The organism is Nocardia pseudobrasiliensis NBRC 108224 (genome assembly GCF_001613105.1).
Taxonomy (GTDB): Bacteria; Actinomycetota; Actinomycetes; order Mycobacteriales; family Mycobacteriaceae; genus Nocardia; species Nocardia pseudobrasiliensis.
Map to the genome: position 1 here is coordinate 1 of NZ_BDBS01000085.1, position 11798 is coordinate 11798.

Consider the following 11798-nt stretch of genomic DNA (forward strand, 5'->3'; position numbering starts at 1 on the left):
CCCGGCTGGGCCTTCGGGGCCAGCGGGCCGTGCGCACCCGGTTCCCGCTGCGGCAGACCGGTTTTCCCGGCCTCGCCGGGACGGGCGGTCTCGACCCCGGCGACGCCGTGCCGGACGGTCGGACCGTTCGCGCCCGGCTGACGCTGCGGCAGACCACCCGGAACCGCGGTCCCCGGCTGACGCTGCGGCAACCCGTTGGGCGCGGCCGCACCGTTGGTCGCCGTGCCGTTGGCGCCCGAGGCGGCATCGGCCGCGGCCGCGCGATCGCGCTGATTGGCCGGGATCGGCCCGCTCACACCCGGATCCACGGTGACCATCACATTGCCGCTCGGCGTGCGGGTCACGGCGCGCGTCTGCATCGAGGCGGGCGCGTCACCGCCCTGCGGGCTCGGCATCTGCTGGGTCGGCTGCGGCGGGACCGTGAGCGAACCGCCGGCCGGGGCCACGATGAGGGCCTTGGGCACGTGCACCGTGACGGTCACACCCGGATCGCGGGCGGTGTCGAAGGTCGGACGCAGCCGCACGGTCAGACCGTGCCGCTCGGCCAACCGACCGACGACGAACAGACCCATATGCCGCGCGGTATCGGGACCGACCTCGGCGGTGTGCTCCAAACGCCGGTTGATCTCGGACATTTCGGCGGGCGGCATACCGATGCCGCGGTCGGCGACCTCGATCAGCAGACCCTGATCGTGCGCCTGCGCGAAGGTGAACTTGACGTCGGTCTCCGGCGGCGAGGCGCGCAGCGCGTTGTCGAGCAGCTCGGCGAACAGATGCGCGAGGTCGGAGGCGGCCGGTTCGGTGATGGCGCCGCGCGGGGTCGCGCCCAACTTCACGCGCTCGTAGTCCTCGACCTCGGAGATGGCCGCGCGCAGCACGTCGGCGATCTCGACCGGCGCGGATTTGGTGCGCCGCTGCCGGGTACCGGCGAGAATCAGCAGGTTGTCGCCGTTACGACGCATACGCGCCGCGAGATGGTCGAGCCGGAACAGGTTTTCCAGCAGGCGCGGATCCTTCTCGTCGTACTCCATCGCCTCGATGAGCGAGAGCTGATGGTCGACAAGGGACTTCGAGCGCCGGGCCAGGGTCTCGAACATGTCGTTGACCTGGGTACGCATGGCGGCCTGATCGGCGGCCAGGCGCAGGGCCTGACCGTGGATGTCGTCGACCGCGCGGGCGAGCTGGCCGATCTCCTCCTCGGTGTGCACCGGCATCGGTTCCAGCGGAACGTCTTCCGGGCTGGCGCCGTCACGCAGGCGGGAGACCTCGTGACCGAGGTCGTGCTCGGCGACGCGCAGGGCGGCCAGACGCAGCTTGCGCAGCGGGACGATCATCGAGCGGGCCATGATCACCGCGAGAATGAGCGCCGCGAGAATGGTCAGAACAACGATCACCGCGTAGCGGATGGCGGTGAATCGGGCGTTGTCGGCAAGGGTGTTGACTCGCGAGATGATGTCGGAGCTGGATTTGTCGACGACCTTCTGATATTGGTCCAGGCTGTCCACCGCGGATTGGCGTAGATCCTGTAGTGGTAGCTGCCCGGTCTGCTGCGCCTGGGTGACCAGCTGAATTCGGTTCTTCAGCAGCTGCTGCAGATCGGCGATGATCGGATCGCCGTCGGGGAAGCGATGCGCCATGATGTTGAGCATCTGCTGCTCGGTATTGGCGGCGATCAGGTTGTCGCGCAACGCGGCCGCGGTCAGGGCCTTGCGCTCGTCATCCTTCGCGTCCGGCGGGATGCGCAGCGCCTTCGCCATCGCGGCGCTCTCCTGGACCAGGACCGCGCGGGTGTTCAGCGCGTCGACCAGTCGCAGTTTGGCCGCTTCGACATTGGAGTCGGAGATCGTCGAGGTGATCGCCTCAGCGGTGCGGACACTGTTCTGACGGATCCCCTCCTCCTGGGTGATCGCGTCATCGATCGACTTCGCCGGGGCAAGACCCTGCTGACGGATCACCCGAGCGCCCGCGATCATCTGATCGATCGCCGAGCGCCCGCCGGGTACGCCGTCCAGGCGGGGAGCCGCCTTCTCCGCGGCGGCGATCGCATTGTCCAATGCGGTGAGATCCGCGTCCTGAACCAGAGACTTGTCGGCGGCCAGCATGATCATCTGCTCGGTGGCCACGACACCCTGCGCACCACTCAGCTGGGTGACGGCCGGAATGGCCTGCACGTGCTTGACGGCCTCGGCGAGATCGCTGGAATCGCCGAACTGTGCCGCAATCCTGGATGCCCCGAGCACCACCGCGACGAGGAGGGGCACGGCCAGCACCGCCGTAACCTTCCAGCGCAGGTCCCAGTTGCTAAGCGCCCAACGCTTGTTGCCGGACCTAGCGGCGTCACGCATCTCCCACTCACTTTCCAAACTGGCCCCGCCCGCGCGCCACCAGCGAGCCTCCGCGATCGCACGCGCGGCTCGGCGGATGGTGCAGGCCGAGAACTGCGGCTGGCCGAGAAATTGCGTCCATGACGGCCGAAATATGTGACATGCGATTCTAACGGATCAATAACTTCTTGTGTGACCTCTTGGCAACCACCGCCCGTTGACCTGCCCGTTTCGGACAAAATCGAAGGTCGCGGCGCCCGCCCGGACGTCGCGTGAAGTCTGCCACAATCAGGCAGATCTATCGAGGCGGGCATCGAGGCGAGGCAGGGAGTCACACGGTTGAACGCGAAGCAGGAGTACCGGTCTGCCTACCAGACGAGCCTGGTCGATCCCTCCGACTTCTGGCGTACCGCTGCGCAGGCCATCACCTGGGATGTTCCGCCTGAAACGGTCCTCGACAGCACCGCCCGACCGACGGCACGGTGGTTTCCGGACGCTCGCCTGAACACCTCCTACAACGCGCTTGATCGGCATGTGCGCGATCTCACACCGGAAGAGGGCTCGACGGGGGACGAGTCGAGCGATGCTCTCGCTCCGATCGGTGGCCGCGCTGACCAACCCGCCCTAATATACGACTCCGCTATGACGGGCGCCACACTCGTCTACACATACGCCGAATTGCTCGCCGAGGTCGCCACTTTCGCGGGCGCGATGCTGCGCCTGGGCGTGCGCACCGGCGATCGTGTCGTCATATATATGCCGATGATTCCCGAGGCCGTGATCGCCATGCTGGCCTGCGCCCGGATCGGCGCGGTGCATTCGGTGGTCTTCGGCGGGTTCGCCGCGCACGAGTTGGCCGCGCGCATCGACGATGCCGAGCCGGTGCTGATCGTCACCGCCTCGGGCGGACTGGAGCCGGGTAAGCGCCTGGAGTATCCGCCGATCGTGCTGAACGCGCTGGACCAGGTCGAGACCACCGCGCCCCGGCATGTGGTGGTCAAGCAGCGCGCGGGCTTCGCGACCATCCGGTTCAGCGTGCCCACCGAACATCTACCGGGCTCCTCGGAAACCGTTGCGGCGCAATGGCTGGACTGGGAGGACATGGTCCGCGACGCCGAACCGGCCGATCCGGTCCCGGTCGCTGCCACCGATCCCCTCTATATCCTCTACACCTCGGGTACCACGGGTAAGCCGAAGGGCGTGGTCCGCGACAACGGCGGGCACGCGGTCGCACTGAGCTGGTCGATGCGCAATATCTACGACGTCGGCCCGGGCCGGGTCATGCTGACCACCTCCGATATCGGCTGGGTGGTCGGCCATTCCTATATCGTCTACGCCCCGCTGCTGGTCGGCGCGACAACCGTGCTCTACGAGGGCAAACCGATCGGCACACCGGATGCGGGCGCGTTCTGGCGGCTGGTCGAGCAGTACCGCGTGGATGTGATGTTCACCGCGCCGACAGCGCTGCGCGCGATCCGCCGGGCCGATCCCGAGGCCGCGGCCGCGCACCGCCACGATCTGTCGACGCTGCGCGCGCTGTTCTGCGCCGGGGAGCGCCTGGACCCGGCCACCTACGAGTGGGCGCGCGAAACCCTGCTGTCCGAGCGCCCGAACTGCCCGGTGGTCGATCACTGGTGGCAGACCGAGACCGGCTGGCCCATCTGCGCGGATCCGCTGGGACTGCAGGAGCTTGCGATCAAACCGGGTTCCGCGTCGGTGCCGATTCCGGGCTATCGGCTGCGGGTGCTGGACTACGAGGGCGACGCGGTGCCGACCGGCACCGAGGGCAACATCGTGATCGGCCTGCCGCTGCCTCCGGGCACGCTGACCGGACTGTGGGGCGATGACGAGCGCTTCACCCGCTCGTATCTGTCCGCCTATCCCGGTCACTACCTGACCGGCGACTCGGGCTATTTCGACGAGGACGGCTATCTCTATGTCCTCGGCCGCAGCGACGATGTGATCAATATGGCCGGACATCGGTTGTCGGCGGGCGGCATCGAGGCCGCGGTCGCCGGGCACGCGGCGGTGGCCGAATGCGCGGTCATCGGGATTCCCGACGAGCTCAAGGGGCAGCGGCCGATCGCCTATGTGGTGCTCAAGACGGATGCGGACATCGACCCCGCGCAGTTGCGCGAGGAAGTGATCGCCCGGGTGCGCGATCAGATCGGCGCCATCGCGACCCTGCACGACGTGGTGGTGGTGCAGGCGCTGCCCAAGACCCGTTCCGGAAAGATCCTGCGCCGCACCATCCGTCAAATCGCCTCCGGGGAACCCTGGGAGATGCCCGCCACGATCGAGGATCCCGCTGTGCTGGTCGCGCTCGAGGATCAGATCATCGCGGCCGGGGCGTCACCCTCATAGATTTCTCAGCGTCTGGGGCAGTGTCGGTTCCCGAAGTAGTCCGCCCACGGCCGTAGTGTCTGGTCCCGCCGGAGTTCCGGCGCCTCGAAAGAGCTAGTTCCGCAGACGTTTCGGACGAAAGGGACCTTTTATGATCTCGATGCGTGCTCGATTCACTCGGACCGTTCTCACCCTCGGCGGACTGGCCGCCGCCACCACCGTTCTGGTCAGCGGTACCGCCGCGGCGGACTCCGTCGACGTGATGGATGCCGTGTTCAATGCCGACTGCAACTACAACCAGGTCGACCTGGCCATGCAGGGAGATCCGGTCGCGGCCGTGCTGCGCGACCAGTTGCCGCAGGAGAAGAAGGACGAACTCAAGGCGATCATGGACACCCCGCTCAGCGATCGGCAGGAAAAGATCAACGCGCACCGCCAGCAGATCGAGGAGAAGGTCCGGACCGATCCCGAGGCCGCGGCGCTGATCAACGATCCGAAGATGGACCAGGTCCGCGAGATGTTCGGCCGGGTCGCCCAGAATTGCGCCGCCCAGCCGAAGTGAGGGCCCTCACACTTTTCTCACGATTGGTTCACAACCCGATCAGACGGGGAGCCTAACGTCGAATCGCCCGCAACGCGGCGGGGTTCCCGCCCCGCCGCGCCGGGACCACCGATCGATCGAAAGGTTGTCCATGATCTCGCGTTCCCGATTCGCCGCCACAGCCCTGGCCGCCGGAGCCATCACCGCGCTGTCGGCACTGCTGCCCGCCTCGGCATCGGCGGATCCCACCGAACAGCTTGCGCCGCTGCTGAATTCGACCTGCTCCTTCGCCCAGGTCGACGCCGCCCTGCACGATCAGGCCCCGAGCCTGGCCGCGGCCCTGGACAACAACCCCTCGGCCAAGGCCCAGGTGCAGCAGATGTTCGATCAGCCGATCGACCAGCGTCGCGCCCAGGTGCAGCAGTACCTGGCCCAGCACCCGGACCAGGTCCAGCAGGCCCAGAACGATCCGCGCGCCCAGCAGGGCCAGCAGCTGATCCAGAAGTTGGCCGACACCTGCGGCAACTACTGAGTCGATAGCAAACCCCAGAGGTTTGCGGCGCGGCTCGCCGTTCCGGGGTCGCTGCGTACGCGACGAAGGAGCAAGCAGCGACCCCGGAACGGCGAGCCACAGGGCGCCGCAAACCCGCCGCGACGAAGGAGCGGCAAGATAAGCACAGTGACGAGCGAACGTGAAACCCCGAAGGTCCTGCTGGTCGACGACGACGAGGATCTGCTGGCCTCGGTCGAGCGCGGGCTGCGGCTGTCCGGGTTCCAGGTACTGATCGCCCGCGACGGGGCGGCCGCGCTGCGGTGCGTGGGCGAACAGTCGCCCGATGCGATCGTGCTCGATATGAATATGCCCGTACTGGACGGGGCCGGTGTGGTCACCGCGCTGCGGGCGATGGGCAATGAGGTCCCGATCTGCGTGCTGTCGGCGCGCAGTTCGGTCGACGATCGGATCGCCGGGCTGGAATCGGGCGCCGACGACTATCTGGTGAAACCGTTCGTGCTCGCGGAGCTGGTCGCCCGGATCAAGGCGCTGCTGCGTCGCCGCACCGATACCGCCGTCACCACCCCGGGCGCGATCTCGGTGGGGCCCTTGGAGATCGACGAGGCCGGATACCGCGCCCTGCTGCACGGCCGCGAACTCGAACTCACCAAGCGGGAATTCGAATTGCTGTCCACGCTGGCCCGCAACGCGGGTGTGGTGCTGAGCCGCGAACGCCTGCTGGAACTGGTGTGGGGTTACGACTTCGCCGCCGACACCAATGTGGTCGACGTCTTCGTCGGCTATCTGCGCCGCAAGCTGGAAACCGACGGTACGCCGCGGCTGCTGCACACCATCCGGGGCGTGGGCTTCGTACTTCGAGCACCCAAATGAGTCCGCGGCGGCGGCGATCCTATTCGCTGCGCACCCGCGTGGCGGCCGCGGCCGCGCTCGGCGCGCTCATCATCGCGGCCGTGCTGAGCTGGGCCTCGGTGCGGGCGCTGGAACGCAATAATCTCGCCCAGGCCGATCAGGAGCTGACCCTGGCCTCGCGGCTGGTCGATCTGCAACCGGTGATCGCGGTCGGGCTGCTGTCGTTCGTCGGCCCCAACAAGGACATCGCGGTGACCGTGCGCGACGGCGGTTCGGTGCTGGCCACCACGAGCGTGCGGCTACCGGAACTGACCACCGGCTCACACACCCTGACCGTCGACGGCACCCAGTGGCGGGTACTGACCAATGCGGTCAGTCCGGCGGGACGCACTGTCTCCCTGGGCATTCCGCTGACCCAGGCCTACAAGAACACCGCCGAACAGCGCCGCTGGGTGCTGGTCGCGGCCGGACTCGCGGTGGCCGCCGCGGCCGGGCTGGGCTGGGTGTTCGGCGGCCGCGCGGTGCGGCCGATCGTCGATCTGACCCGACAGGTCGGCGCGCGCAGCGGCACCGGCGAACCCGAGGCGCCGGTGGACGCGACCGGTGTGCGCGAGGCCGAACAGCTCGGCGAGGCGGTCAATTCGCTGCTGTATCGCGTACACCGCGCGCAGGCGGGCACGGCGGCAGCACTGGCGACCGCCCGCGATTTCGCGGCCGTCGCCGGACACGAACTGCGCACGCCGCTGACCGCCATGCGCACCGATCTCGAGGTGCTGCGCACGCTGGATCTGGACGCGGCCCAGCGCAGCGAGATCCTGGCCGATCTGCAACGCAGCCAGGGTCGGGTCGAGGCGACGCTGTCGGCGCTGGAACGGCTGGCCGCCGGTGAGCTCACCAAGGAGCGCGATCATGTGGAAACCGATATCGCCGAGCTGATCGATCAGGCCGCGCACGACGCGATGCGGCACTTCCCCACCCTGTCGGTCCGCGTCGACTCCGACCCCGAACTGATCACCCGCGGCCTGCCGACCGGCCTGCGCCTGGCCCTGGACAACGCGCTGACCAATTCCGCCAAGCACGGACACGCGACCGACGCCCTGATCACCGCGCACCGAACGCCGGAGGGATCGATCGTGATCTCGATCGATGACAACGGCCGCGGCATCCCGGCGCAGGAACGCACCGCGGTCTTCGATCGATTCTTCCGCGGCAGCCAGGCCGGTAAGGGCGGTTCCGGGCTCGGGCTGGCGCTGGTCGCCCAACAGGCCCAATTGCACGGCGGCCGCGCCTACTTCGACGACGGCACGCTGGGCGGGGTGCGGCTGGTGCTGGTGCTGCCGAATCGGCCGGTCACCCTTACCGAACCCTCAGACGTGCGCCAAACGTAGTGCAGGTACGCGTCCTACAGTCGTGAGGTGACCGGAAAACGCTGGATTCTGCTCGTGAGTGCCGTCGTGGCCGTCGGCGCGATCGCCGGGGGCTTGATGTGGTGGCTGCGGCCCGATGCCGCACCGACCGCCATCGCCCTGGTCAACAGCGACACCGGCCCGACGGGCGCGAAGGTCGTCAAGGCGTTGCAGGGCGACGGATCCCACGAATGGCAGGCCGTGAAACCCGGCGACGCCGACACCTCGGACTACGCGGCAGTGATCACACTGCCCGCCGACCTGTCCGCCTCGGTCGGCTCGCTGGCCACCGCGCAACCACATCGCGCGCAGGTCACCGTGGCCACCAATGCCGACGCCGATCCGAATCTGGTCAACGACGCGGTCACCAAGGTCACCCAGCGGATCAGCGCGACCGGAATGGACGACACCCTCGCCGCGGTGAGTTCGGCGCGCGGGTCGGTACAGCAGGTTGCCTTCACGACCCAGCTGCTGGGCGCGGGCGTGCAGATGGCCGCCGACGCGTCGAACCAGTTCGGCGGCGGCGCCGATCAGATGCTCGGCTTCCTGAATACGGCCAAGGCCGGCGCGGGCCAATTGACCTCGGGGATCGGTCAGTTGAACGATACGCTCGGCGCCGCGACCACCCAGGCGAACAGCCTGGCCGCGACCCTGGACACCACCGGCGTGACCATCGGGCAGATCAACGACACGGCGAATGCGCTGAGCACCGGCCTCGACCAGGTCCTGCCGCTACTGCGCTCGCTGCCCTTCGCCGGTGATCCGCGCCTGGCCGACGCCATCGCCAAACTCGATGCGCTGCACCAGATCTCGAATCAGGCGGGAGCCCAGCTGGCCGGATTCGCCCAGCTCACCGGCAGCAGCACCGATCCGAGCACTCCGGTCGGCACGCTGCTGCGCGATGCCGCCGGGCGTTTGACGGCGGCGAGCGCGCAGCTGAATCAGGGCGCCGAACTGGCAAAACAGGTTCCGCAGATCGCCGATCAGGGCGCGGCCCAATTGACCGCGGCGCTCCAGGCCTTGAGCGGTGGCGTGACGCAGTTGCAGCAGATCGTGACGAATCTGAATACGCAGACGGGTAAGGCGCTCAGCGCCCTGCCCGTCCACAGCGGCGGTCAGCAGACGACGATCGCCGCGAATCTCAGCGATCCGGTCGACATCGTGCGCAACTAGTTCACGACATCCAGCAGGTCGATGACGAAGACCAGGGTCTTGCCCGACAGCGGATGACCGGCGCCCGCGGGACCGTAGGCCAGCTCCGGCGGAATGGTGAGCTGGCGGCGGCCGCCGACCTTCATCCCCGGGATGCCGTCCTGCCAGCCCTGGATCAGGCCGCGCAGCGGGAACGTGAGGGATTCGCCGCGGTTCCAGGACGAGTCGAACTCCTCGCCGGTGTCGTATTCGACGCCCACGTAATGGACCTCGACGGTACCGCCGGGCACCGCTTCGGCTCCCTCACCATCGACCAGGTCGTTGATCACCAGCGTGGTGGGTGCGGGGCCGTCCTGGAACTCGACTTCCGGCTTGGTCATGCGTCCTCTTCCGTTCGTTGGATACAGCCGATGTTTTGTTCACCATAACGGCCTGCTTCAAACTCGACGTGGCCCACCTCTCAGATCTCCGACGGGCAAGGCAGTATGGCTAACCGTGGCCGACGTGATCGATATCGAGGACCCCGCCGACCCCCGGGTCGCCGACTTCCGGGACCTCAATTCCGCCGACCGCCGACCGGATCTGCCGGGCCGCAAGGGTCTGGTGATCGCGGAGGGCGTTGTCGTGGTGCAGCGCATGCTGACCTCGCGCTACACCCCGTCGGCCCTGCTCGGAGTCGATCGCAGGCATGCGGAACTGGCCGCCGATCTGGCCGGGATGGACCTGCCGTACTACCGGGCCTCGGCGGAGGTGATGGCCGAGGTCGTCGGCTTCCATCTCAACCGCGGTGTACTGGCCGCGGCGCGCCGCCCGCCCGAGCAGACCGCCGACGAGGTGCTGGCCGGGGCGCGGACGGTCGCGGTGCTCGAGGGCGTCAACGATCACGAGAACATCGGCTCGATCTTCCGCAATGCCGCCGGACTCGGCGTGGACGCGGTGCTGTTCGGTGATCGCTGCGCGGATCCGCTCTACCGCCGCGCGGTGCGGGTGTCGATGGGACATGTGCTGCGGGTGCCGTTCGCGCGCCTGCCGAGCTGGCCCGGCGGTCTCGGGTTGCTGCGTGACAAGGGATTTCGGATCATTGCACTGACCCCGAATCCGGCCGCGGTGAACCTGGCCACCGCCATGACCGAGGACCGGGTGGCGCTACTGCTCGGCGCCGAGGGACCGGGCCTGACAGAGGAGGCCATGCGCGCCACCGATATTCGCGCCCGGATTCCGATGTCGCCGGGCACCGACTCGCTCAACGTGGCCACCGCGGCCGCGATGGCCTTCTACGAAAGGGTGCGCACGTCGTGACCGGCTCCCCCTATCGGCCCGCATCCGAGCCGACTCCCTGGGCGCCCGGCGTGGCGGTCGCGGTATTCGTCGCGCTGCTCACCGCCGCGGGTGTGTTCTCCTTCGGAGCCGCGCTGGCCCAGGCGCATTGGACGCTGTCGGTCGCGGTGAATCTGATCGCGGTGGGCGGCGCCGCGCCGACCGCCTGGCGCTGGCGCGAGACGCCGGTGACCCGCTGGGTGCTCGCGGGCTTGGCCGCCGGTGTGCTGCTGGGCTGGTTCGCCCTGCTGGTCGCGGCCGTATCGGCCTGACCGCCACCGTCACTCGTGCACGTGGTCGCGCCCGCGCAACCAGCCGAACCAGCGCTTGCCGTCGTGGGCCGGGGTATTCGGTTCCTCGGGCCGCGCCGGGGCCGGGGCCTCGCCCTTCGGGTAGAGACTGAAACCACAGACCGCGATATCGCTGGGCCGCAGCGCATTCTCGGCGATCGCGCCGTGATAGCGGAAACCGAGCCACTCGAGATTCGCGGCATCGGCGAAATCCGGCGGATCGAACGGCAGGATCTGTGGATCGGGCAGTTCCCCCGGCTGCAGCTGCACCGGATGCTCCCCCGCCCAGAACGGGCGTTCCCAGACCAGCGGCAGCCCCTCGTCCTCGAGGATGTTCACCCGCGTGGCGCTGAACGAACGCCGGAATTCGCCGCGCTCCCAATGCGCGAACGCGCCCCAGCGGTGCGGTATGTCATAGGAGATCAGATAGGTGTGCTCGGAGGCGAGCGGGCGCACCAGCAATTCCGACAGCCGGGTCGGATGACCGAGCGCGGCCTGGGTGGCGCAGACGACCGTCACACCCGGAAAGCAGCCGATGTACACCGAGCCGGGATCCGGTCCCGCCCAGATCTTCAGCGTGCCGGAGGCGGCGGGCACCACATCGCGGTCGGGATGCAGCTGTTTGGCGAGCGCGAAGGCGGCCTCGGGGTCCGGATCGGGATTGTCACGGAGTACGGCGGCGGGATCGGGGTCGTCGACGTACCAGACCGACGATGCTGTAGACGGCAATCCCGACACCTCCCGGTCCTAGTGCGGGACAACTCAGTTACTACTGAGCAACCCCGGCTCCGCGACCTGCCCGATGCCCGCCCGGCGCACGGACGGCCTAGGAAAAATCTACTCCCCGCCGAGTGGAAAACGTGGCCCTTCGCAAACCGGGCATGTCTCCCTCAGTGACCCGAGCTACGCACACCCAGCAGCACGTCCTCCCAGGACGGCATCGGAGCCTTACCGCGCTTGCCGCGGTTGGACTTCTGAGCGGCGGGTTTGGCCGGGGGCTGCGCCTCGGTGGCCGGGGCGGCCGGAGCGCTCGCGGCCGGGGCGCTGGCGGGCGCGGCCTCG

Annotated in this window: 11 protein-coding genes; 8 read left to right on the forward strand and 3 right to left on the reverse strand. The window is 68.4% G+C overall.

Annotation, left to right across the window (positions count from 1 at the left end):
- The coding region (locus tag NP4_RS39100; protein WP_156524982.1) for a sensor histidine kinase at positions 1–2345 on the reverse strand (2345 nt) is incomplete at its 3' end.
- 318 nt (positions 2346–2663) lie between these two features.
- On the opposite strand from NP4_RS39100, the gene NP4_RS39105 reads away from it, so the two are divergent.
- The 6 genes from NP4_RS39105 to NP4_RS39130 all read left to right on the forward strand — a co-directional run bounded on the left by NP4_RS39105 (position 2664) and on the right by NP4_RS39130 (position 9150).
- Positions 2664–4688, forward strand: coding sequence for an AMP-binding protein (locus tag NP4_RS39105; RefSeq protein WP_068009825.1), 2025 nt, complete (start codon positions 2664–2666; stop codon positions 4686–4688).
- 139 nt (positions 4689–4827) lie between these two features.
- On the forward strand, positions 4828–5229 hold the full coding sequence (locus NP4_RS39110; RefSeq protein WP_147288095.1) for a hypothetical protein: 402 nt from the start codon (positions 4828–4830) through the stop codon (positions 5227–5229).
- Between the two features lie 130 nt (positions 5230–5359).
- Positions 5360–5740, forward strand: coding sequence for a hemophore-related protein (locus NP4_RS39115; RefSeq protein WP_114755902.1), 381 nt, complete (start codon positions 5360–5362; stop codon positions 5738–5740).
- A 147-nt stretch (positions 5741–5887) separates the two neighbouring features.
- A complete protein-coding gene (locus tag NP4_RS39120) occupies positions 5888–6592 on the forward strand; it encodes a response regulator transcription factor (RefSeq protein ID WP_169813875.1) in 705 nt (234 codons plus the stop codon).
- A complete protein-coding gene (locus tag NP4_RS39125; protein WP_174556227.1) occupies positions 6589–7959 on the forward strand; it encodes a sensor histidine kinase in 1371 nt (456 codons plus the stop codon). The genes NP4_RS39120 and NP4_RS39125 overlap by 4 nt, the downstream gene beginning before the upstream one ends.
- A gap of 27 nt (positions 7960–7986) precedes the next feature.
- Positions 7987–9150, forward strand: a complete 1164-nt coding sequence (locus tag NP4_RS39130) for a YhgE/Pip domain-containing protein (protein ID WP_068009838.1) — start codon at positions 7987–7989, stop codon at positions 9148–9150.
- On the opposite strand, the gene NP4_RS39135 is transcribed toward NP4_RS39130, so the two are convergent.
- Complete coding sequence (locus NP4_RS39135) at positions 9147–9509, reverse strand: FKBP-type peptidyl-prolyl cis-trans isomerase (protein ID WP_068009843.1); 363 nt, start codon at positions 9507–9509, stop codon at positions 9147–9149. The genes NP4_RS39130 and NP4_RS39135 overlap by 4 nt on opposite strands.
- Positions 9510–9624: 115 nt before the next feature.
- Here NP4_RS39135 and NP4_RS39140 point away from each other — a divergent pair, with 115 nt between their 5' ends.
- Both NP4_RS39140 and NP4_RS39145 read left to right on the forward strand, forming a co-directional pair.
- Entirely contained in the window at positions 9625–10428 is an 804-nt protein-coding gene (locus NP4_RS39140) for a TrmH family RNA methyltransferase (RefSeq protein ID WP_068009847.1), read from the forward strand.
- Positions 10425–10718: a DUF2537 domain-containing protein gene (locus tag NP4_RS39145; RefSeq protein WP_068009851.1), complete on the forward strand. Its 294-nt coding sequence runs from the start codon at positions 10425–10427 to the stop codon at positions 10716–10718. Before NP4_RS39140 ends, NP4_RS39145 begins: the two co-directional genes overlap by 4 nt.
- Positions 10719–10727: 9 nt before the next feature.
- Here NP4_RS39145 and NP4_RS39150 read toward each other — a convergent pair whose 3' ends face one another.
- Entirely contained in the window at positions 10728–11465 is a 738-nt protein-coding gene (locus NP4_RS39150) for a DUF6928 family protein (RefSeq protein WP_068009858.1), read from the reverse strand.
- Positions 11466–11798 lie beyond the last annotated feature (333 nt).